Annotated in this window: 14 protein-coding genes; 5 read left to right on the top strand and 9 right to left on the bottom strand. The window is 63.3% G+C overall.

All coding sequences use genetic code 11. The annotated features are described in order from the left end of the window. Positions 1-17: 17 nt before the first annotated feature. The 4 genes from sufD to L630_RS0107350 form a co-directional block, all read right to left on the bottom strand. Positions 18-1,283, bottom strand: a complete 1,266-nt coding sequence (gene sufD, locus L630_RS0107365; protein ID WP_024847628.1) for a Fe-S cluster assembly protein SufD — start codon at positions 1,281-1,283, stop codon at positions 18-20. 11 nt (positions 1,284-1,294) lie between these two features. After that, positions 1,295-2,050, bottom strand: coding sequence for a Fe-S cluster assembly ATPase SufC (sufC, locus tag L630_RS0107360; protein ID WP_024847627.1), 756 nt, complete (start codon positions 2,048-2,050; stop codon positions 1,295-1,297). A gap of 42 nt (positions 2,051-2,092) precedes the next feature. Further along, positions 2,093-3,601 (bottom strand): Fe-S cluster assembly protein SufB, encoded by a 1,509-nt coding sequence (gene sufB / locus L630_RS0107355; protein ID WP_024847626.1) that lies wholly within the window; start codon positions 3,599-3,601, stop codon positions 2,093-2,095. Positions 3,602-3,778: 177 nt separating this feature from the next. After that, positions 3,779-4,933: a cysteine desulfurase family protein gene (locus L630_RS0107350; protein WP_024847625.1), complete on the bottom strand. Its 1,155-nt coding sequence runs from the start codon at positions 4,931-4,933 to the stop codon at positions 3,779-3,781. 226 nt (positions 4,934-5,159) lie between these two features. Here L630_RS0107350 and L630_RS0107345 point away from each other — a divergent pair, with 226 nt between their 5' ends. Beyond that, the gene (locus L630_RS0107345; protein ID WP_024847624.1) at positions 5,160-5,834 is read left to right on the top strand and encodes an alpha/beta hydrolase; all 675 of its coding nucleotides are present in this window, start codon (positions 5,160-5,162) and stop codon (positions 5,832-5,834) included. On the opposite strand, the gene L630_RS0107340 is transcribed toward L630_RS0107345, so the two are convergent. Then, the gene (locus L630_RS0107340) at positions 5,831-6,940 is read right to left on the bottom strand and encodes an anhydro-N-acetylmuramic acid kinase (RefSeq protein ID WP_024847623.1); all 1,110 of its coding nucleotides are present in this window, start codon (positions 6,938-6,940) and stop codon (positions 5,831-5,833) included. The two genes, L630_RS0107345 and L630_RS0107340, sit on opposite strands and share 4 nt — an antisense overlap. Positions 6,941-7,014: 74 nt before the next feature. Here L630_RS0107340 and tyrS point away from each other — a divergent pair, with 74 nt between their 5' ends. Next, positions 7,015-8,268: a tyrosine--tRNA ligase gene (gene tyrS / locus L630_RS0107335; protein WP_024847622.1), complete on the top strand. Its 1,254-nt coding sequence runs from the start codon at positions 7,015-7,017 to the stop codon at positions 8,266-8,268. A gap of 380 nt (positions 8,269-8,648) precedes the next feature. Here the strand turns inward: tyrS and L630_RS0107330 are convergent, their stop codons facing one another. Then, positions 8,649-12,020: a DUF3971 domain-containing protein gene (locus L630_RS0107330; protein WP_024847621.1), complete on the bottom strand. Its 3,372-nt coding sequence runs from the start codon at positions 12,018-12,020 to the stop codon at positions 8,649-8,651. A gap of 91 nt (positions 12,021-12,111) precedes the next feature. Between L630_RS0107330 and L630_RS0107325 the strand changes: the two genes are divergently transcribed. Then, the gene (locus L630_RS0107325) at positions 12,112-12,579 is read left to right on the top strand and encodes a peroxiredoxin (RefSeq protein ID WP_024847620.1); all 468 of its coding nucleotides are present in this window, start codon (positions 12,112-12,114) and stop codon (positions 12,577-12,579) included. Positions 12,580-12,660: 81 nt separating this feature from the next. Then, entirely contained in the window at positions 12,661-13,893 is a 1,233-nt protein-coding gene (locus L630_RS0107320; protein ID WP_024847619.1) for a M23 family metallopeptidase, read from the top strand. Between the two features lie 77 nt (positions 13,894-13,970). Here L630_RS0107320 and prfB read toward each other — a convergent pair. The 3 genes from prfB to L630_RS0107300 form a co-directional block, all read right to left on the bottom strand. Further along, a protein-coding gene (prfB, locus tag L630_RS0107315) for a peptide chain release factor 2 (RefSeq protein ID WP_144706127.1) occupies positions 13,971-15,102 on the bottom strand; the annotation gives its coding sequence in 2 pieces (ribosomal slippage) (positions 13,971-15,035 and positions 15,037-15,102; 1,131 coding nt in all). A 94-nt stretch (positions 15,103-15,196) separates the two neighbouring features. Then, a complete protein-coding gene (locus L630_RS0107305; protein WP_024847617.1) occupies positions 15,197-17,662 on the bottom strand; it encodes a penicillin-binding protein 1A in 2,466 nt (821 codons plus the stop codon). Positions 17,663-17,908: 246 nt separating this feature from the next. Further along, positions 17,909-19,153 carry an N-acetylmuramoyl-L-alanine amidase gene (locus L630_RS0107300; RefSeq protein WP_051473117.1) on the bottom strand — a complete coding sequence of 415 codons (1,245 nt, stop codon included), beginning with the start codon at positions 19,151-19,153 and terminating at the stop codon, positions 17,909-17,911. Between the two features lie 644 nt (positions 19,154-19,797). Between L630_RS0107300 and L630_RS0107295 the strand changes: the two genes are divergently transcribed. Next, positions 19,798-22,797 carry a ribonuclease E/G gene (locus L630_RS0107295; RefSeq protein ID WP_024847615.1) on the top strand — a complete coding sequence of 1,000 codons (3,000 nt, stop codon included), beginning with the start codon at positions 19,798-19,800 and terminating at the stop codon, positions 22,795-22,797. Positions 22,798-22,806: the final 9 nt, after the last annotated feature.

Below are 22,806 nucleotides of genomic sequence, written 5' to 3'. Positions count from 1 at the left end.
CCACCGTTCGGCTGTTGCTATGCGTGCCGGGCGAACCAGTCGTCCAGCTTTTCCTCGAGCCGATCGATCAGCTCTTCGTTCTCCAGTTCCTCGACCACTTCGGCGAGGAACGCCTTGATGAGCAGGCCGCGAGCCAGCTTTTCCTCGACGCCGCGGGCCATAAGATAGAACAGATGGTCACGGTCGATCTCGGTGACGGTCGCGCCGTGGCCGCAGGCCACGTCGTCGGCGAAGATCTCGAGCTCCGGCTTGGTTGAAACTTCAGCCTCGTCCGACAGGAGCAGCGTGTTGCACGCCATCTTCGCGTCGGTCTTCTGCGCGATCTGCGCGACGCGGATCTGGCCCTGGAACACGGCGTGTGCGCGGTCGGTGACGACGTTGCGGACCAGTTCGGTCGAGACCGTATGCGGCGCAAGGTGACCAAGCTTCATGGTCACGTCGCAGTGGGTCTCACCGCCGAGCAGGTTGATGCCGCGCAGACGGAAATCCGAGTTCTCGCCCTCAGCATCAACGACGATGTCCTGGCGCACCAGCTTGCCGCCGGCGTTCATCACGAAAAGGCTGAGCTTGGCGTCCTTGGCGAGCTTGGCGTTGAACTGGCCGAGATGCGTTGCGGTTTCGGCATGATCCTGGAGGATAACCCAGAGGATCTCGGCGCCCTCGCCCAGCTCGAGGCTGGAGACGGAGCTGACGAGAGCCGAACCGTCGCCGGTCTGGCGCTCGACGATGGTCGCCTTCGAACCCGCACCCGCACGGACGGCAAAGCGCGCATGCGCCTGCCCGCCAGCCTGAATGTTCTGTAGCTCAACCGGAGCCTCGATCTCGGCGCCATCGGCGATCGCCAGCACATAGCCGTCGGTCGCGAAGGCAGCGTTGATCGCACCGATCGCATCATCGGATGCGGCCGGCGTCAGGATCGCGCGCTCGTCACCGGCCTGCAGCAGGTCGGCAAGACGCTCGACGGTAACGCCCTCGACAGAGGCCGCATCATCAGCGGCGCCGCTGAGAACGGCGAACACGGACGAGCCCGACAGCAATGCTTCAGCGGTCTTGGCGGTATCTGCCGCGTCGAAGGACGGCACCTGCGTCAGCAGGCGGCGCAGGTCCGTATAGTGCCAGGACTCGACGCGGCGCGTCGGCAAGCCGGCCTTCAGCTGCTCGATGGCATTGTCTCGGCTCGTCACCACCGCGGGATCGCCGGGGAAGGTCGAGAACCGCTCCTCATAGGCGCCGACGAGGGCCTTCTCGGCCGCCGTCAACGTTGGATTTGCGTGAATGTTCATGACGCCTACCCTCAGGCTGCTTCGTCGATGATGCCGGCGTAGCCGTTCCGCTCCAGCTCCATCGCCAGGCTCTTGTCACCCGACTTGATGATCTGGCCGCGATACAGAACGTGGACGGTATCCGGAACGATGTGGTCGAGCAGACGCTGGTAGTGCGTGATGACCAGGAATGCGCGGTCGGGCGAACGTAGCGCATTGACGCCGTCCGAAACGATCTTGAGCGCATCGATGTCGAGGCCCGAGTCTGTCTCGTCGAGGACGCAGAGCTTCGGCTCGAGCAGCTTCATCTGCAGGATTTCCGCGCGCTTCTTCTCGCCGCCGGAGAAGCCGACGTTGAGCGGGCGCTTCAGCATGTCCATGTTGATGTTGAGCGAGCCGGCTGCTTCCTTCACGCGCTTGAGCAGTTCCGGGATCTTCAGCTCTTCCTCGCCGCGCGCCTTGCGCTGCGAGTTCATCGCGACCTTGAGGAACTCCATCGTCGCGACGCCCGGAATCTCCATCGGGTACTGGAAGGCAAGGAAGATGCCCGACGCCGCACGCTCGGCCGGATCCATCTCCAGGATCGACTCGCCGTTGTAGAGGATGTCGCCCTCGGTGACCTCATAGTCCTCGCGGCCGGCAAGAATGTAGGACAGCGTGGACTTGCCCGAACCATTCGGGCCCATAATGGCTGCAACTTCGCCCGGCTTCACGGTCAGGTTCAGACCGCGGATGATCTCGGTGCCGTCTTCGGCGATACGGGCGTGCAGGTTCTTGATCTCAAGCATAATTGTTCTTCCTGAATATCGTGTGCCAGTCGGGGCGAAAGATCAGCCCACCGAGCCTTCGAGCGAAATGTTGATCAGCTTCTGCGCTTCGACGGCGAATTCCATCGGCAGTTCCTGAATGACTTCCTTGACGAAGCCGTTGACGATCAGCGCGATGGCTTCCTCTTCGGGAACGCCGCGCTGCATCACGTAGAACAGCTGGTCCTCGGAAATCTTCGAGGTGGTGGCCTCATGCTCGACCTTGGCCGTCGAGTTCTTTGCCTCGATGTACGGAACCGTGTGCGCACCGCACTTGTCGCCGATCAGGAGCGAGTCACAGTTGGTGAAGTTGCGCGCGTTCTCGGCGCGGCGGTGCATCGACACCTGGCCGCGATAGGTGTTCTGCGAGAAGCCGGCGGAAATACCCTTCGAGATGATGCGGCTGCGCGTGTTCTTGCCCAGATGGATCATCTTGGTGCCGGAATCGATCTGCTGGTGACCGTTGGACACCGCGATCGAGTAAAACTCGCCCTGGGAGTTGTCGCCCCGCAGGATGCAGGAAGGGTACTTCCAGGTGATCGCAGAACCGGTCTCAACCTGCGTCCACGAGATCTTCGAGTTCTTGCCGCGGCAGTCGCCGCGCTTGGTCACGAAGTTGTAGATGCCACCCTTACCCTCGGCATCGCCGGGGTACCAGTTCTGGACGGTCGAGTACTTGATCTCAGCATCATCGAGAGCGATCAGCTCGACGACAGCCGCGTGCAGCTGGTTCTCGTCGCGCTGCGGTGCAGTGCAGCCCTCGAGGTACGAAACGTACGCGCCTTCGTCGGCAATAATCAGCGTGCGCTCGAACTGGCCGGTGTTCTTCTCGTTGATGCGGAAGTAGGTCGACAGTTCCATCGGGCAGCGAACGCCCTTCGGCACGTAGACGAACGAGCCGTCGGTGAAGACCGCCGAATTAAGCGTCGCATAGAAGTTGTCCGTCGCCGGGACGACGGAGCCGAGATACTTCTTAACCAGCTCCGGATGCTCCCGGATCGCTTCCGAGATCGAACAGAAGATGACGCCAGCCTTGGCGAGTTCTTCCTTGAAGGTCGTGACAACGGAAACGGAGTCGAACACGGCATCGACGGCCACGCGGCCGGACGCATAGACGTTGTCGCTCGCCTCTTCGTCGTCGCCCTTGCGGACGCCTGCCAGGATCTCCTGCTCCTTGAGCGGGATGCCCAGCTTCTCGTAGACGCGGAGCAGCTCAGGATCGACCTCGTCCAGCGACTTGGGGCCCGTCTGGTTCTTCGGAGCCGCGTAGTAGTGCAGGTCCTGGAAGTCGATTTTCGGATAGTTGACGCGAGCCCAGGTGGGCTCTTCCATCGTCAGCCAGCGGCGATAAGCCTCAAGACGCCATTCCAGCATCCAGTCGGGCTCGCCCTTCTTGTTCGAGATGAAGCGGATGATGTCTTCGCTGAGGCCCTTCGGGGCCTTGTCGACCTCGATTTCCGTCTCGAAACCGTACTTGTACTGGTCCACATCGATCATGCGGACCGTGTCGATCGTCTCCTGCACAGCAGGCATCGGCGCTCTCCATCCTCGCCGGATTCAAGGTCCGGCAGTTGTCGAAATCGCATAGCGACGCGTCGGGACGCGGTATGCGGCTTATGTAATGCGTGCGCAGCGAAATTGCACCGTCAGCGATGCATATCTGCTCCGCACCGGCTCCCAGGCCTCTAGGTCCGGTAGCCGAGTTCCTCCTCAAGCGGCGCTTTTGCGCCTGCCGACGAAGTCACGCAGCGCGGACGCGAAGCGTTCGATGTCTTCGTCAGTTGTCTGGTGGCCGACGGAAACGCGAAGGCCGCTGATCGTGTCTCCAAAGCCCATGGCCTTGAGCACACGGCTGGCGCCGACCTTGCCCGAAGAGCAGGCCGAACCAGCGGAAATCGAAACACCGGCGAGATCGAAGGCAATCAGCGCCGTCTCGGCCTTCACTTCGGGAATGGAAAAGAAGACCGTATTCGGCAACCGCTCCTCGCCCTCGGCAAAGATGATTGCGTCCGGCACAATCTCGCGCACGATCTGCTCGATCTTTTCCCGGCGCTGGAGCAGCTCTCCCGCCCGCGCCAGATTGGCCAGAGCCTCGCGTGCCGCCGCGCCGAAGCCGGCGATCGCCGCATAGTTCTCGGTACCGGCGCGATGGCCCTTCTCCTGACCACCACCCACCGCGATCGGCGAAGGCATCAGCACGTCGCTGGTACCAACCAGCGCGCCCGCGCCCTTGGGACCGCCGAGCTTGTGCGCAGCCAGAATCAGGAAATCAGCCCTGAGCTCTGAAATATCGACGGAAATCCGCCCGCCAGCCTGCACCGAATCCAGAACCAGCAAGCCCCCTGCCTCATGGACGATATCGGCAATCTTCGCTGCTGGCTGGACGACGCCGCTCTCGTTGTTAGCAAGGTGCACCGCAACCAAAGGCAGGCCCTCGGCCTTGTCGTGCGCGGCCAGCGCATCTGCCAGCGCCTTCAGATCAAGGATCCCGCTCGCCGTCACCGGCAGCATTACCACCTGCTCAGGGCGGAAGCGGCCGCCACCGACCACGATGGAATGATCTGTCGCGGCAACATAGAGCCGGGAATAAGTAAGCGGGGAGCGCCCCATCTTCCAGTTGGGCGTCAGAACCAGCGCGACAGCCTCGCTCGCACCCGAGGTAAAAACTACGTGTTCGGGCTTCGCATTGCACAGCGCTGCGACGTCGCGGCGTGCCGCCTCGACGATCCGGCGCGCCTCGCGGCCCTCATGATGCACGGAGGACGCATTGGCGGTCAGATCGAGCGCAGCGATAATCGCCTCGCGCGCGCTCGGAAGCAGCGGCGCGCTCGCATTATGATCCAGATATACGCGGCGGACCGCCATCTGTGCTCGGCCTTCTGATCTCACCGCCCCAAACCGGCGATTTTCCTTGAAATTTAGGGCCCAGACATCCTATCTACGCCCTTTGCAACCAGAGGGTCATGCCCTCTAGTTTTGAACAGTTCTAAAGTGTTTTACGGACGTGACTGCCCGCCGTCAAGGGCGAGAGGCCGCATGTCCAACCATAGATGCCGAGTGGCATCACCGTACGGCGCAAAGTGGAGTCAGTATGCCCGAAGTGATTTTCGCAGGCCCGGCAGGCCGTCTCGAAGGCCGGTACCAGCCTTCCAAGGAGAAGAACGCGCCTATCGCGATCGTGCTGCATCCTCACCCGCAATTTGGCGGAACGATGAACAACAAGATCGTGTACGAACTGTTCTACATGTTCCAGAAGCGCGGGTTCACGACGCTCCGCTTCAATTTCCGGTCGATTGGCCGCAGCCAGGGTGAGTTCGACCACGGCACCGGCGAATTGTCCGACGCCGCCGCGGCGCTGGACTGGGTGCAGTCGCTGCACCCCGATTCCAAGAGCTGCTGGGTCGCCGGTTATTCGTTCGGCGCCTGGATCGGCATGCAGCTCTTGATGCGCCGCCCGGAGATCGAAGGCTTCATCTCGGTCGCGCCGCAGCCGAACATCTACGACTTCTCGTTCCTGGCGCCCTGCCCGTCCTCCGGCCTCATCATCCATGGTGACGCGGACAAGGTCGCGCCGCCGAAGGATGTTCAGGTGCTGGTGGACAAGCTCCACACCCAGAAGGGCATCACCATCACCCAGAAGACGATTCCGGGCGCTAACCACTTCTTCTCGAACGACACCGACATTCTGATCGAGGAGTGCGCGGACTACCTCGACCGCCGTCTTGCGGGCGAACTCGCCGAGCCGAAGCCGAAGCGCCTCCGCTAAGGCTTTACGTAGACACCACCTGCGACCGGCTGTTTGCAGCCGGTCGTGGTCGGGAAGGTGAGCGGTAGCCCCTTCAACGACCTGACGGCGAGATAGGCCCAGGCCTCCGCCTCCATCGAATCCCCGTCCAGCCCGACATCCTCGGCTAGCAGAACCTCGGCGCCCTGCGCGCCCGCGCGCATGTCCGCGACGATGTGCGGGTTTTTCCGCCCTCCGCCGCAGATGATCCACAGCTTCGGATTTTCCGGGAAATGGTCAGCCGCCTTCAGGATCGCCTCTGCCGACACAGCTGCAAGCGTGCGTGCGCCGTCGGCAAGTTCGAGACCTGCAGCAAGATCGAGGGTAAAGTCGTTGCGATCGAGCGATTTCGGCGCTGGCTTCCCGAAGAACGGGCTTTCGAGATAGCGCCCGACAACGTCGCGTGCGACGCCGCCTTCGCTTGCGATCATGCCATCGGCGTCATAGGGCACGCCTCCCTGTAGCGAGACCCACTGGTCGATCAGCGCGTTGCCCGGCCCGCTATCGAACGCGATAGGGTCACCGTCGGCGGGCACGAAGGTGACGTTTGAGATTCCGCCGATATTGACGAAGCAAACCGGAAAGCTTTTGCGCTCTTTCGGCAGCGAGCCGGCAAGTGCCGCGTGATAGGCAGGAACCAGGGGGGCGCCCTGCCCGCCACGGACCATGTCGTTAGCGCGCATGTCATTGACGACGGGAATGCCAGTCGACCGTGCTAACAACGGCCCGTCGCCCAGCTGGACCGTATAACCTTGGTCGGGGCGGTGCAGCACCGTCTGCCCGTGGAAGCCGATAACTTCAGGCTTTAGGTCGGGATGATCGGCGAGGAATTTCTTGACCGCATCGACATGGCGCCGCGTGATTTCGACTTCGAGCGCGGCAAGGTCGCCCGGGCGCTGGGTGCGCTCGCTGATCTGCTTCGCATCCTCGAGCGACGCCTCGATGCGGCGACGGAACTGCGCGTCATAGGGCACGAAGCCGGCCGGGCCACGCGTCACCATTTTCTCCCCATCGGTCATCAGCGCGGCGATGTCGATGCCGTCCATCGAGGTTCCGCTCATCAAACCGAGGGCACATTTCAGCGTCATTGCGGCAAATCCTTGTGATTCTCGCCCACAGGATGCTAAAGCCCCCGGCAACGTTCCGCACGAAAGAACCGAGCATGTCCGCCTTCAAATCAGAGTTCCTGCGCACGCTTTCCGAGCGCGGCTTCATCCACCAGATTTCGGACGAAGCAGGCCTCGACGATCTGTTCTCGAAAGAGACTGTGACGGCCTATATCGGCTTCGATCCGACCGCTCCGAGCCTGCATGCCGGCGGCCTCATCCAGATCATGATGCTGCACTGGATGCAGAAGACCGGCCATCGCCCCATCGCCCTGATGGGCGGCGGCACCGGCATGGTTGGCGATCCGTCCTTCAAGGACGAAGCGCGCCAGCTGATGACGCTGGAGACCATCGAGTCGAACATCGCGTCGATCAAGAAGGTGTTTTCCAACTACCTCACCTTCGGCGACGGCCCGACCGACGCGCTGATGGTCAACAACGGCGACTGGCTGCGCGGACTCAACTATCTCGAGTTCCTGCGCGATGTTGGCCGCCACTTCTCGGTCAACCGCATGCTCTCGTTCGATTCGGTGAAGCTGCGCCTCGACCGCCAGCAGTCGCTGTCCTTCCTCGAATTCAACTACATGATCCTGCAGGCCTATGACTTCGTGGAGCTCAACAAGCGCCACGGCGTGCGCCTGCAGATGGGCGGCTCCGATCAGTGGGGCAACATCGTCAACGGCATCGAGCTGGGCCACCGCATGGGCACGCCGCAGCTCTACGCGCTGACATCCCCGCTCTTGACCACTGCGTCCGGCGCCAAGATGGGCAAGTCGCTCTCGGGAGCCGTCTGGCTCAACCCGGACATGCTGCCGGCCTATGACTTCTGGCAGTACTGGCGCAACACCGAGGACGCCGACGTCGAGCGCTTCCTGAAGCTCTACACGACGCTGCCGCTCGACGAGATCGCACGACTGGCCGCGCTCGGCGGCTCGGAGATCAACGAGGCGAAGAAGATCCTCGCGACCGAGGTCACCGCAATGCTGCACGGCCGCGAGAACGCCGAGCAGGCCGCCGAGACCGCGCGCAAGACTTTTGAGGAAGGCGCGCTCGCAGAAAGTCTGCCGACGATCGAAATCCCGGCTGGCGAACTGGAAGCTGGCATCGGCGTGCTGACGCTGTTCGTGAAGGCGGGCCTTGCCGCCACCAACGGCGAAGCCCGCCGCCACGTGCAGGGCGGTGCAGTGCGCATCAACGACCAGCCGGTCTCCGATGAAAAGCGCGTCATCGGCACCGGTGAGGTGACGGCCGAGGGCGTCATCAAGCTCTCGCTTGGCAAGAAGAAGCACGTGCTGGTGCGCCCAGTCTGAGTCTGAGGCTGCGGCCGGCGTTCTGAGAGTTCTTGAAAATGCGGGGCCTCGACCCCGCGTTTTTGTTTGTGATGCGGTGTGTTACCCGCGCGTTGTCGTCGCCTGATCGATAGCGCCGCGACCTCGTCACCGTTCAGGCATGGATGCCCCGGTCAAGCCGGGGCATGACGAGGGGGAGATGTAGGGGACTCCCGGAAATACCTGGCGCTTAAGCGTGCGGGGCCGCGATGATTGGGCTCTGAAGCGTCGCACCAAGTGCGCTTCCGCTTCCAATTCGTCATGCCCCGGCTTGACCGGGGCATCCATCCCGGAACGGTGACGCCCCCCAGCGGTGCAGAAAAAAGGCCTGGCGAGTGGCCTATCAGGAATACGCGACGCCCTCACTTGAACTCAAACACCGAGCGGAAAATACCCGGCGCAATCACCGACAGCGGATTGACCTCCAGCTGCGGATTGTCCTTGCGGCCCAGGACCCGGAAGGTGACGCCGATCAGGCCGCGGTCACGGCCGTTGCCGAGAAGCTCGCCGATCAGCGGGATCTCGCCGAAGATGCGGTTGAGGCCGTAGGCCGGCATAAAGGTGCCGGTCATGGCGATGTTGCCCTGCGCGTCGGCGAGCGTGCCCTGAAAGCTCATGCCGATCAGAGGCCCGCGCAGCACGCCGCTATCGAGCGAGATGCCGCCGGGACCCTTCACGATGCGAGAGAAGCCGCGCTCGAACTCGACGCTCTGCGTGTCGATCTCGCGCCGCACCGCCTGGTTGAGCGAGCGGCTGTCGCCCGGCGGGGTGCTTGAGACGATCGAGGCAAGGCGAGGCTCGTCGACGATCCAGAAGTTGCGCGCGTCAATGTGGCCGGCAAGGTTGCCGTCGCCCCGGCTGCCCAGCGCCAGCGCGATCTCGCCACCGCGCATGTATTCGTAAAAATCGAGGAACCGCAGCACCGCGCCCGCATCGGTCGATGTCATGTCGATCCGGCGCTGTCCGCCCTGCAGCGTGTCGACATAGGCGACCGGCCGGCCGCTCGCGGTGATGGCGGAGAATTCAAGCCGGTCTGTGCGGGAGCCGGTACCCGCATATACAACCCGGACATTGCGGAGCGTCTCCCCATGAAAACCAGTCACTGCGTCGAGCTGGACGTCAAGATTAATCGACCGTGTGCCGCCTGAACTGCCACCACCATCGCTGCCGGACATGGTGGTGTAGAGTTTTACGACCGATCGCACGTCGGCGCTCTTGCCGCGGACGCTGATGGCGTAACCCTTGCCCTTCGCCGAGATGTCGACGGAGAAATCGTCGCCGCGGTTGAGACGTGCGGAACCGAAGCGCGCACTCTGCAGGACGCCGTCGTTGAGAACCAGCGAGCCGGACGCGCCAAAGCTGTCCCCTGTCAGCTTGAAGTCGGAGAGCGAGACGGTCTTGCCCTCGCTCTTCATCTTGAAGCTGGCGGTGGCGGGGACCCCTGCCCCCTTGCTCCAGCCGATCCATGGCAGGCTGAGGGAGCTGCGGTTGAGCGCCACGCTGATCTCGCGTTCGCCGGTTGCCGCGTGATCGAATTTAAGCCCTGCAGGGCCAGACAGGATCTCGCTGAGGCCGGGCGCCAGACGCTGGCGCGTCTTGTCGTCGAGCTGCAGCTCGACCAGCCGCCTCCGCTGCGACTTGTCTTTGCCGAGCGGCTCCGTCAAGTCGAGGGTCGCGGGAGAGCCATTGAGTTGAGCTTTCGTCTTGATGACCGCGAGTTTCGGGTCAACGGCGATCGACCCGGTGGCCTGGGTGACCTTCTGGCCCTCGAACTCACGGGTGAGCGAAACATCTTCATAGTCCAGCTCCACCTTCCAGCCGAGCGTCTCGACGGGAATATCGCGATGGAGCGGAATGTCCGCGGTGACCGAGCCCGTAACCTGCCCCTCAAGCTCCTCTGGCTTGAGATCGATGTAGCGGCCGACATTGATCGGGTCGTAGCCTGCCATCTCCAGCACAGCGTCAGCATTGCCGGAAATGTCGATCTGGAGCTTGCCGATGACCGGGCGGACATGCGCGTTGCGGATCGTCAGCGTGCCGTCCTTCCCCGCAACGGTGCGGCCGGTCGGCATGTAGGCCGTGCCGCTCTGGAGGGAGATGTCGACATCAGTGCCGTCGAACTTTACCGCGCCGATGGCGTCGCGAACGGGAGGTATATGACCGGCAACGTCGAAGCGAGTGTTGCGGATCCTGAACTCGCCAAAAACTTCGCCGGCGCCGAGCGGAACGCCATTGCCGAGGCGGCCGGGCGGAACATTCAGCTCGACCTGTCCGTCCTCCACGCTCCCGCCGAAGACGTTTGCGAGTACCCAACGCCGCGCGGAATTGGCGGCGAACCACGGCCAGAGCTGCTTGGTGTAAGCGACGGGCATATCCTGAACGCCGATGCGGAACTGGACGCCAGGGCTCTTTCCTTCCTCAAACTGCAGGATCGAACGGCCGGCAATGACGCCCTTGTCGGAGCGCCCCGCTATCTGGCTGATGTCGATTGTGCGGAGGCCTGCATCGGTGTGACCGGAGATCTTCGCGACCAGATGGATGGCGGGCTCCGGCGATTCTTCAGGCGCGACGGACGAACCATCGGTGACGAACTCGAAGCGATAGCCGCGCTCGGCAGCTCCGTCGCGCGGCATCGGGCCAATCGCACCGTGAAAGTCCCAGGTGGAGCGTCCGCTGCCAATTAGCAGCCGGTTGATCTCAAGCTTTTCCGCACCCGCTGCCGCGGTCGCATCGACCGCAAAGTCGCCGACGAAACCTTCCCGACCGATCGGCAGAGCAAGATCATCGATCTGCGCCGACAGGGTAAAACTCTCGGGCTGCAGCTTTTGCGAACCGCCAAGTGTGATGCTCGCCGACGCGAATTTTGCGGCCCAACCGGATATCTGCGTCCCCTCCGGCACTTCCGGCGCGTCGATCATCAGCGACAGTGCTTTGAGCTTGTCATCCGCCTCGTCGATCGCGGCAGTACCCTCGATCGTCGCGGTGCGGCCGCCCAATTCGAGCTCGGCTGTCAGCGCCAGCTGCCCTGGCCCGCTGCGTGCGATTTTTGCCTCACGGACATGGACAGGTCCGAGAGGCGAAGTCTCCGCTGTGATGATCTCGACCTCGCTGAGTGCGATACGGTCGACCTCGCGCGTGTCGAGCATCTCAAGCATCTGCCGGGCAGATTTGAAGACCAGCTGGATTGCTGCATCGGGATCGATGAGACCGTCGTCATCGAAGATGGGCAGTGCGCGCGAAGATTCCGCACCCGGCAGCGCGGAAACGTCGACGCGTGCGTCTGCAACACTGACGCTGGAAACCCGGACGTCGCCGCGTGCTAACGGCAGAACCCGCAGCCCCATATTAAGCGAGCCGATACGCATCAGCTCGGCGGAATGGGCTGTGCCAACGCGAACGTCCTCTGCCTTCAGCCCGAGCGTGGCAAAACCGTCGAGGGAGACACTGGTCGCGCCGATCGTCGGCAAAAATTCGTCGCCGCCTAACCGATGCAGTGCGGCCTGCGCCTCCGAGCGCAGGCGCTCATCGCCGATACCCCCTAGAATTGCCGCTATGCCAACGGAGGCGAACAGCAGGAAAAGAACGGTAATGCTAGCAGCAACCTTGCTGATCGCGCGCGCCATCGACCGTTGGCGGCGGCGAGGTGTGGCAATGGCAGAAGGCAGCTGATCGAGACAGGCGACGTCGCCGCGGCGAAAGCGGATCTTTTCGTGAGGCGGTATTTCGCTGTGCACGCCGCGATGGTCCGTTCCTGCAGTTGGACGAATCTTTGCCAGCCACTATATCTGCCCGGCGCACGAGCGTAACCTGAAACGGAGCACCATCATGGACGAGATCAAGACAGGCCAGGTTGCGCCCGAGTTCGATCTGCCCGGCAGTGGGGTGGAGCGCGTCTCCCTATCCGCCTTTCGCGGCAGCAATGTGGTGCTGTTCTTCTATCCGAAAGACGATTCCCAGGGCTGCACCGCAGAGGCGCTGGAGTTCACCGCGCTGAAGCCCGAGTTCGACAAAACCGGCACTGTGCTGATTGGCATTTCGCCGGACAGCGTCGCCCTGCACGACAAGTTCCGCACCAAGCACGGCCTCGATCTGATCCTCGCGGCAGACGAGGATAAGAGCGTCCTCCAGACCTATGGCGTCTGGAAGGAAAAGAGCATGTACGGCCGCAAATTCATGGGCGTCGAGCGCACCACCCTCCTCATCGACCGTGAGGGCAAGATCGTTCGGATCTGGCCGAAGGTTAAGGTGCGCGGCCATGCCGAGCAGGTGCTGGAGGCAGCGCGCGCGCTTTGAGAACCGCCGCCTCGCTCAAGGTTTGTTAACCCTAATAATGTGTAATCCACCCTCGCAACTTCCTGCGATCGGGTGTGTAAAGTGGCAAGGTATCGGCAGGCTTCCGTCTTCGGCAGACGCAAGGAACCGCATACAATCATCATAGCGCGAGGCGACGAGATCCGGCACTTCATCGTGCGGCCGTGGCTAGCTGCGCTGTGCGGTTCATTGGTTGCAATTGCTGCGATCGGCTATCTTATCGCAACTTCCTATCTCGTGCTGCGTGACGACCTGATTGGTGCGGCCGCCGCGCGACAGGCACGCATGCAGCAGGCCTACGAAGACCGCATCTCGATGCTGCGCGGCCAGGTCGATCGCATCACCAGCCGCCAGCTCCTCGACCAGCAACTGGTCGTCAACAAGGTTTCCCAGCTTCTCGCCCGCCAGTCGCAGCTCTCCGAGCGCCAAGGGCTGATCGAGCCGATCCTCGAACGCGCACGCGAAGTCGGTGCGGCCATCGACGATACGATCGGCACGAAGGAAAAGCCGCAGCTGCGCGCCTCGCGCGATGCGCCGGTGTTCGCGTCGGCCCCTTCCCTGTCGTGGCCCGGCAAGGATGAAGGCGAAAGTGCCGCCGACGGCGCTGATCGCCTGTTCGTTTCGATCAACCGGTCGCTGCGCGCGATCGAGGAAGAGCAGCTCGAAGGTCTCGACAAGCTTGCCGAGGCCGCCTTCCAGACGGCTGACCAGATCACCGAAGCGCTTGAGGCCGCAGGCCTGAGCTCGGCCGTCGAATCGCCGGAGGAGGCAACGGGCGGCCCGCTGATGCCGCTTGATGGCAGCCTCGAATTCGAAACCCGCGTGCGCGAGCTCGATGCCGCGCTGGCGAAGCTCGAAAGTGCCAAGGCTGCGGCCATGCATTTGCCGATACATCATCCGGTTCCTGGCCAGGCAGTCACCAGCAGCTTCGGCGTACGCCGCGACCCGCTGATCCGCCGCCCGGCGATGCACACCGGCATCGACTTCCGCGCGGCGGTCGGCATGCCGATACGCAGCGCCGGCGCCGGCAAGGTCGTCCGCGCTGGCCTCAACGGCGGCTACGGCCGCATGGTCGAGATCGACCATGGCCACGGCCTCACCTCGCGCTACGCGCACCTGAGCCGTATCGACGTGAAGGAAGGCCAGGAAGTAAAGACCGGCGACATCATCGGCGAAGCGGGTTCGACTGGCCGCTCGACCGGCCCGCACCTCCACTTCGAAGTGCGCCGTAACGGCACGGCGATCGATCCCGTGCGCTTCCTGAAGGCAGGCAAGCAGGTACAGGCGTTGCTGTAGAGGGGGAATAGGTGAATGGGGGCTTAGGTCATCAAGCAGGCATACTGCCCTATTCAACTAAGCCCCTATTCCCATAATCAGTCGATATCCTCGACAACCTGTCCGGCACCACCCTCGATGCGCTGCGACAGGGCTGCTTCCATGAACTCGTCGAGGTCGCCGTCGAGAACGTCCGAGGGGCTGGGGCTCTCGACGCCCGTGCGCAGGTCCTTCACCAGCTGGTACGGCTGCAGCACGTAGGACCGGATCTGGTGACCCCAGCCGATGTCCGTCTTGGAGGCCTCGGAAGCGTTGGCGATTGCCTCGCGCTTCTTCAGCTCTTCCTCGTACAGGCGCGAACGCAGCATTTCCCAAGCCTTGGCGCGGTTCTTGTGCTGCGAGCGCTCCTGCTGGCAGGCCACGACGATACCGGTCGGGATGTGCGTGATGCGCACTGCCGAGTCGGTCGTGTTGACGTGCTGGCCGCCTGCGCCCGAGGCACGGTAGGTATCGATGCGGCAATCGCTCTCACTGACCTCGATATTGATCGAGTCGTCGACCACCGGATAGACCCAGACCGACGAGAAAGAGGTATGGCGACGGGCGTTCGAATCGTAGGGCGAGATGCGCACCAGGCGGTGCACGCCCGACTCGGTCTTCAGCCAGCCGTAGGCGTTGGTGCCCTTGACGAGGATGGTCGCCGACTTGATGCCGGCTTCTTCGCCGTCATGGACTTCCAGCACCTCGACCTTGAAGCCGCGGCGCTCGGCCCAGCGCGTGTACATGCGCAGGAGCATGCTTGCCCAGTCCTGGCTCTCGGTTCCGCCGGCACCGGCATGAACTTCGAGATAGGTGTCGTTGCCGTCAGCCTCGCCCGAAAGCAGGGTCTCGATCTGCCGCGCCCTCACCTCGGCGCGCAGCGCCCGGATGGCATCCTCGGCATCGCTGACGACCGTCTGGTCGCCCTCTTCCTCACCCATCTCGATGAGCTCGACGTTGTCGTTCAGAGCCTGGGTGACATACTTCACGGCATTGATGCCGTTTTCGAGCGTCTGGCGCTCGCGCATCAGTTTCTGCGCTTCCTGAGGATCATTCCAAAGGGAGGGATCCTCGGCACGCATGTTCAGGTAATCAAGTCGTTTTACGGCCTGATCCCAGTCAAAGATGCCTCCTCAGCAGGGTTATCGCCTGCTTGATTTCGTCGACGATGTTCTCGATTTCCGCGCGCATGAAGCGGTTGTTTCCTTCAAAAAGCTGAATCGGCGCGGAACATAGGAGGCAGGTCCGCGCCTGTAAAGGTGAAATGGCCGGGCGGTGTCCGGCGTCAGTAGAGGCCGCCGCCGCCCTGCATGATCGCTTCGCTGGCACCCGGCGAAAGCTCGCGCGCACGCTCGGCTGCCTGGAAGTCATCCATGCCGATGACCCAGTAGCTGTCGGCAGGACCGGTGCCCGGCTTGAATGCCTCGACGATCGAGCCTGGACCGTCGGCGCGCATGCCCGTCTTGCGGTCGACCGAGATCATGGTCATGCCTTCCGGCACGCGGAACGGCACCGGACGCTTGTCCTTGAGGACATCCTTCATAAGTTCCTTGAAGACCGGGACGGCAAGGCCGCTGCCGGTCGAGCCCTTGCCCATCGGGCGCGGGCGGTCGTAGCCGAGGTAAAGGCCGACGACGAGGTCCGGCGTGTAGCCGATGAACCAGGCGTCGCGCTCCTCGTTGGTGGTGCCGGTCTTGCCGGCGAGCGGATAGCCGAGTTCGGCCAGAGCCGCGGCGGTACCCCGCTGGACGACGCCTTCCATCATCGACGTGATCTGGTAGGCGGTCATCGGGTCGAGGATCTGCTCGGCATCATCGATGAGCTCGGGCTCGGGCAGGTTCGGATCCCATTCAGTCGCGTTGCACCCCTCGCACTTGCGCTGATCGTGGCGGAACACGGTCTTGCCGTAGCGGTCCTGGATGCGGTCGACCAGCGACGGCTGGATGTACTTGCCGCCGTTCGCCATGATCGCATAGGCCGAGACCATGCGCATGACGGTCGTCTCGCCGGAGCCCAGCGACATTGCCAGCACCGGCAGCATCTTGTCGTAGACACCGAAGCGCTCGGCATACTCGGCGACGAGGTTCATGCCCATGTCGTTGGCGAGGCGCACTGTCATCAGGTTTCGCGAACGTTCGATGCCGGCGCGCAGCGTCGACGGGCCAGCAGCGCCACCGCCGTAGTTCTTCGGCTCCCACACCTGATTGCCGATGCGGATGGTGATCGGCGCGTCCATGACCACCGACGCCGGCGTGTAACCATTGTCGAGCGCGGCAGCGTAGAGGATCGGCTTGAAGGACGAGCCCGGCTGGCGCATCGCCTGCGTCGCGCGGTTGAATTCGGACTGCGAGAAGGAGAACCCGCCGACCATCGCCAGCACGCGGCCCGTGTGTGGGTCCATCGCAACGAGGCCGCCGGAGATTTCCGGCACCTGGCGGAGCATGTAGCCGTCACCCTCGCCCTTCTTCTCGACATAGACGACATCGCCCGGCTGCACGACCTCTTCAGGCGACTTGACCTTGACCATCTTGCCGTCGCGCACCAGACGCATCGCCCAGCTCATATCCTCGGCGGAGACAGTGGCGGTTTCACGTTCCGGCACAAGATCGCCGGAGGTCTGGCGCGCAGGCTGCAGACCGATCTTCAGCCCCTCGCGCGAGGATTCGAGCACGACGGCCAGCTGCCACTCCGGCACGTCGGAGAGACGCTGGACCTTGCCAAGCTCGACACCCCAGTCGGCGGAAACGTCTATATGCGTGACCGGGCCGCGGTAACCGCGCAGCGTGTCGTAGCGGATCATGCCGTTCTGCATCGCCTTGCGGGCCTGACGCTGCATCAGCGGCTCGATCGTGGTGCGGACCGAGAGGCCCCCTTCGTAAAGCGCGTTCTCGCCGTAGCGGGAAATGATCTGGCGGCGGACTTCCTCGGTGAAGTACTCACCGGCGAACAGGTAGTTGCCACCGCGGCGCGGGTTGACGCCCAGCGGGAGCGCCTTCTGGCGCTCGCCCTCCTCCCGGTCGACGTAGCCGTTCTCGACCATCTGGTCGATCACCCAGTTGCGGCGCTCCAGCGCTCGCTCGGTATGGCGGAACGGATGGTAGTTGGTCGGGCCCTTCGGCAGCGCGGCGAGATAGGCTGCTTCGGCGACTGTCAGCTCGTTGACCGACTTGTCGAAGTAGACCAGCGCAGCGGCAGCGACGCCGTAGGCGCCATAACCCGGATAGACGAAGCCGAGATAGATCTCGTTGAGGTAGAGCTCGAGGATGCGGTCCTTCGGATACGCCTGCTCGATGCGGAACGACAGGATCATCTCCCGGACCTTGCGGTCATAGGAGAGGCTGGAATCGAGCAGGAAGTTCTTTGCGACCTGCTGCGTGATGGTCGAGGCGCCGACCGGGCGGCGGCCGCTGCCGATGTTCTGGAGATTGGTGGCGATCGCGCGGATCAGTCCCGTCACGTCGATGCCGGGGTGCGTGTAGAAGTTCTTGTCTTCCGCGGAGATGAAGGCGGCCTTGACGCGGTCCGGGATCGCCTGGATCGGCAGGAACAGGCGCTGCTCGCGGGCGAACTCTGCCATCAGCGCGCCGTCAGACGCATGCACGCGGGTCGTTACCGGCGGCTCGTAGCGGGCGAGCACCTCGTAGTCAGGCAGATCCCTGGTAATTGCGGTGAGGTAAATGGCCACGCCAGCGGCAACTGCGAGCGCCAGCGCGACACCAACACCGAAGAAATATCCGATAAGCCTTATCATACCCGCTCCACCTGGAGGACCAACGAGCCCTCGCGCCATGACCGCAACCGCCGGTCGCGACCATGCATCGTCTCAACGACACCTGATGCTCCGCCCTTGTGGGCAAAATGCGGCGATAGAAAAGGCCTGTTTTGCGATTCCTGCATTAGATAACACAGTGTTGTGTTGCTGCAACGCAATCGCCACCGCCCCTTCCGCTACTAGAGCTCCGGCGCGGGGGCAATACACCAAATTCAGGAGCCGGGTTCAGCCACCCGCACCCTGACGGGCTGCGGCGAAGTAACCGATGGCAGATGCAATGCCATTGGCAGCCTTTGCCCGCCACTCGGGATCGCGCAGAAGTGCTTCGTCATCCGGATTCGACAGGTAACCCAGTTCAAGCAGCACCGAGGGAACGTCGGGCGCGCGCAGCACACGGAAGCCGGCGAATCGATGCGGATTGGTCGGGATCATGGCGATTGCACCCTTCAGCTCCTCGACGAGCGAGCGCGCGAAGCGGATCGAGAAGCCCTGGGTCTCCCGGCGGATGAGGTCGACGAGAATGTCCGCGACTTCCTCGTTTTCCTCCTCGACCACGACGCCGGCGATCTCGTCGGCGAGGTTCTCGCGGATAGCCTTGGCGGCAGCTTCCGGGTCCGACGCCTTGTCGGAGACGGTGTAAACGGTCGCGCCGCGAACGGACTTCTGCCGGATCGAGTCAGCATGAATCGAAATGAACAGGTCGGCCTCATTCTGGCGCGCGATCTTCACGCGCTCGTCGAGACGCAGGAACAGGTCGCGGTCGCGGGTGAGGAACACGTCGAGGCCGCCCACATCCTCCAGTCGCTTCTTAAGTTCGAGCGCGAAGGCGAGTGTGATCGTCTTTTCCTGAGTGCCGCTTACGCCGGCTGCCCCCGTGTCGATACCACCGTGGCCCGGATCAATCACGACGCGGAACGGTCGGGTCTGCCGAACCGCCTGCTTCACCAGACGGTCGCCCTTGGCGGCAGCGGTGGCCCCAGTCGTGGCGACCTGCTCGGCCATCGCCGTCTGGAACGCTTCCTCGGAGGCAGCGCCGATGTCGGCCACCATCCGGTAGCCCGGCTCGCTCTCGTTCTGCAGGATCTCGACGCGCTCGACGGCGAACGGCCCGTCGAAGGAAAGGATCAGGCGCGAGGTACCGGGACCAGTGTTACCATAATACACGCCCGTGACCATGCTGCGCGCCGTCAGCTCCTCGGCGTCGAAACGAAATTCCGCCTCCGGCATTTCAATGGCAAGGCGATGTGGATCGCGTAGCAGGAACCAGCGCAGGTCCGGCTCCTTGTCGAAATGCACAACAAGGCGCATGCGCGAGGTATCACCGGCCATCTTGTAGCTGTGCGCAACGAGCAGTTCGGATGCGGACACAGAGAAAGGAGCAAAACTCAGCAACATCACCAGGACGGCCACGATGCGCGTCAGCATCTGGCGTAGACGGGCGTCAAACTGGGGGCTGCAAGTCTGCGGCATGGCATCCTGTTCAAATATCTGGCCGAAGGCCGGAGTTAAGGATTGGTAACGGCCTATGGTTAAGCAACTCTTTAAACACCATATGCCGGATTAAACACCATATGCCGGATGATCCCCAACCTTTCGCTCAGCGAGGCCGCCAACGATTGTGGGTTGCCATGACCTTCTGCAAATCATAAAAGCAAGTTCGGATCACCGCAATGTCGTGATCGGTCGAGCCTGCCGCCCATGCCTTGCTTTGGCAGCAACGGTGCCACCGCGGATCAAAGGCACGTCGATGGCGGGACAGGTGTTTCCAAAGAATTTTCTTGCAGGAGGTACCCGCAGAACGGGGCCCCTGGCGTGAGGAAAGACGGTTGGGACCAGGTTCCAGCCGGCTCTGTACGAGCAAAATCGGCGGGCCCGTTTCCACCAGATGGGCCTTGGTTCAAATAATGGTTTCGCATGTAACGCAATGAACGCAAGCCAGACCCTGCTCCAGACCGAAAGAAACCGCGCCTTCATGGCCGCGGCCGGTGCGGCAGGTCGGCTTCTCCTTGTGCGTGCGACCCCCCAATATTCCGGCGTGCTGGCAAGAACAGCGCATGTATTCCGCGCAGATCCGCGGTTGCGTCCGTCTGCCCGCGCCGGGGAGACAAGACATAATGCCCAACAAAATGCTCATAGATGCCTCCCACCCGGAGGAAACGCGGGTAGTCGTCGTTCGCGGTAACCGCATTGAAGAGTTCGACTTTGAGTCGGAAAACAAGAAGCAGCTCAAGGGTAACATTTATCTCGCCCGAGTAACCCGGGTCGAACCGTCGCTTCAGGCCGCCTTCGTTGAATATGGCGGCAACCGTCATGGCTTTCTGGCCTTCTCGGAGATTCATCCGGACTACTACCAGATCCCAGTTGCCGACCGTCAGGCGCTGCTGCGTGCAGAAGCCGAGGACGCACGCGATGCCGATGATGACGACGAGGACGGCGAGGAGCGCAACGGCCGCAACCGCCGCCGTCGCCGTGGCCGCAACCGCGACCGCAATGGCGAAGGCGCACACGCCGCCGGCGAGACGAACGGCGCTGAGGCCGACGCCGAGGGCGAAAGCCACGACGACGAAGCTGGCGAGGCCGTAGAGGCCGAAGGCGAGGAAAGCCGCGAAAAGGTGCTGGCCGAGGCCGCGGAAGTCGACGTGGTTTCCGAGGAAGCTCCTGCTGCTGCCGAAGGCCACTTTGCCGAAGAAGCCGAAGCGCCGAGCGACGACAATCACGACGACAGCGACTCTCACGACGGCGACGACAATAACGGCGCCGACGAGATCGAGTCCGTTGGTGCCGAGGATGCCTTCGAGGAAGTCCACGAAGAGCGCCGCCGGCCGCATCGCCGCCAGTACAAGATCCAGGAAGTCATCAAGCGCCGCCAGATCCTGCTGGTGCAGGTGGTCAAGGAAGAGCGCGGCAACAAGGGCGCCGCGCTGACGACCTATCTGTCGCTTGCCGGGCGCTACTCCGTGCTGATGCCCAATACCGCCCGTGGCGGCGGCATCTCCCGCAAGATCACCAACGCCCAGGATCGCAAGCGCCTCAAGGAAATCGTCAAGGAGCTCGATGTCCCGCAGGGCATGGGCGTCATCCTGCGCACAGCCGGCGAGAGCCGCACCAAGACCGAGATCAAGCGCGACTACGAATACCTGATGCGCCTGTGGGACAACGTCCGCGATCTGACGCTGAAGTCCACGGCCCCTGCCCTCGTCTACGAGGAAGGCTCCCTCATCAAGCGTTCGGTGCGTGACCTCTATAACAAGGACATCAGCGAGATCCTCGTCGCCGGCGAGTCGGGCTACCGCGAGGCGAAGGACTTCATGCGCATGCTGATGCCGAGCCACGCCAAAGTGGTTCAGCCCTATCGCGACACTGTGCCGATCTTCGCGCGCAACGGCATCGAGGGGCAGCTTGACAAGATGCTGCAGCCGCAGGTGACGCTGAAGTCCGGCGGCTACATCATCATCAACCAGACCGAAGCGCTGGTTGCGATCGACGTGAACTCGGGCCGCTCCACCAAGGAGCACTCCATCGAGGACACCGCGCTGCAGACGAACCTCGAAGCAGCGGAGGAAATTGCCCGCCAGCTTCGCCTGCGCGACCTTGCCGGCCTCATCGTGATCGACTTCATCGACATGGAGGAGAGCCGCAACAACCGCGCGGTCGAGAAGCGGCTGAAGGAATGCCTGAAGAACGACCGCGCCCGCATCCAGGTCGGCCGGATCTCGCATTTCGGTCTGCTCGAAATGTCGCGCCAGCGCATCCGCGCCTCGGTGCTCGAATCGACCATGCAGGTCTGCCCGCATTGCGGCGGCGCCGGTCATGTCCGGTCCGATTCGTCGGTCGGTCTGCTGGTGATCCGCGCGATCGAGGAGTACCTCCTCAAGGACTCGCGCAACCACATCATCGTGCGTACGCCGACGGCCACCGCGATCTACATTCTCAACCACAAGCGTTCGACGCTGATCGACCTCGAGAGGCGTTTCGGCCTGACGATCACCATCGAGGCCGACGAGTCGGTGCGCTCGCAGCACTACCTCATCGTCAAGGGCGCCATTGCAGAGCGGCCGGAAGGCTTCGTGCCGGTCATGCCGACCATCGCCTACGAGGAAGAGCCTGAGGACGACATCATCGACGTTGAGGTCGAGGAAGAGGCAGAAGAAGAGGCTGCGGAGCCGGTTGCTGCCGCTACGCAGGAAGAAAACGGCAATGGCGGCCAGCGCAAGCGCAAGCGTCGCCGCCGCCGTCGTGGCGGTCGCGATCGCGGTGAGCAGGACGCAGCACAGGCAGCGACGAACGGTGAATCCACCGTCGACGACGATGCCGGCGAGACGGCCGATGCCGTTGCCGAGACCGACGATGAGGGCGAATCCGCTGGCGAGGCCAGCGCTGAAGGGTCGGCTGCCGGCAATGGCGAGACAAAGAAGCGCCGTCGCGGCAAGCGCGGTGGACGCCGCAACCGTCGTGACGAGGACGCGCTGGCAGCAGCTTCCGGTGAAGAGGCTGAGGGCGAGGCTGAAGCACCTGCCGCCGAGGTTGTAGCCGAGGCAACCTCAGAAGCGCCTGCGGCGACCGGCGACGCCGATGCGGCCGCGATGGAGACCGTCGAGGGTTCGGTCGAACCGGCAGCTGCCGTTGAGGCTGCCGCAGAGGCTCCAGCCGAGGAAGCGCCGAAGAAGAAGACCACACGCCGGCGCTCCAAGAAGGCCGAGGCTGCCGAAGCAGAAGTCGCACAGGCTGCGACCGAACTTGAGGCGGCACCAGCTGCCGAGGAGCCGGCAGAGAAGCCGAAGAAGCGCACCACGCGTCGCAAGAAGGCAACTGCCGAGGCCGAAGCGCCGGCCGAGCCGGTTGCCGCCGAGGCTGTCGAGACTCCGGCTGAGCCCGTCGCCGAACCTGCTGCCGTCCCTGCTGAGGAACCGGCCGCAGAAGCAGCGCCGTCGGAAGTGGCTGCGGACGTAACGGAGGCGCCGGCCGAATCCGAGCCGGAGGCCAAGGCAGAGGAACCGGCTCCGAAGGCGGACCCCAAGCCGATCGCGACCGAGCCGGTCGTGACCTCGTCGGCCCCTGCCGGCGAGGAGCCGAAGCCACGCAAAGGATGGTGGCAGCGTCGCGGCTTCTTCTAAGCCGCACAA

The sequence above is a fragment of the Aminobacter sp. J41 genome, assembly GCF_000526635.1.
Lineage (GTDB): Bacteria > Pseudomonadota > Alphaproteobacteria > Rhizobiales > Rhizobiaceae > Aerobium.
This window is presented reverse-complemented; position numbering and strand designations above follow the sequence as displayed.

What these genes read in the sequence shown, in the direction of transcription:
- L630_RS0107340 (WP_024847623.1), bottom strand. Translation starts at nt 6,940, where the DNA reads ATGACGCTGAAATGTGCCCTCGGTTTGATGAGCGGAACCTCGATGGAC.
- tyrS (WP_024847622.1), top strand. Translation starts at nt 7,015, where the DNA reads ATGTCCGCCTTCAAATCAGAGTTCCTGCGCACGCTTTCCGAGCGCGGC.
- sufD (WP_024847628.1), bottom strand. Translation starts at nt 1,283, where the DNA reads ATGAACATTCACGCAAATCCAACGTTGACGGCGGCCGAGAAGGCCCTC.
- L630_RS0107295 (WP_024847615.1), top strand. Translation starts at nt 19,798, where the DNA reads ATGCCCAACAAAATGCTCATAGATGCCTCCCACCCGGAGGAAACGCGG.
- L630_RS0107325 (WP_024847620.1), top strand. Translation starts at nt 12,112, where the DNA reads ATGGACGAGATCAAGACAGGCCAGGTTGCGCCCGAGTTCGATCTGCCC.
- L630_RS0107305 (WP_024847617.1), bottom strand. Translation starts at nt 17,662, where the DNA reads ATGATAAGGCTTATCGGATATTTCTTCGGTGTTGGTGTCGCGCTGGCG.
- sufC (WP_024847627.1), bottom strand. Translation starts at nt 2,050, where the DNA reads ATGCTTGAGATCAAGAACCTGCACGCCCGTATCGCCGAAGACGGCACC.
- L630_RS0107345 (WP_024847624.1), top strand. Translation starts at nt 5,160, where the DNA reads ATGCCCGAAGTGATTTTCGCAGGCCCGGCAGGCCGTCTCGAAGGCCGG.
- L630_RS0107350 (WP_024847625.1), bottom strand. Translation starts at nt 4,933, where the DNA reads ATGGCGGTCCGCCGCGTATATCTGGATCATAATGCGAGCGCGCCGCTG.
- L630_RS0107300 (WP_051473117.1), bottom strand. Translation starts at nt 19,153, where the DNA reads ATGCCGCAGACTTGCAGCCCCCAGTTTGACGCCCGTCTACGCCAGATG.
- sufB (WP_024847626.1), bottom strand. Translation starts at nt 3,601, where the DNA reads ATGCCTGCTGTGCAGGAGACGATCGACACGGTCCGCATGATCGATGTG.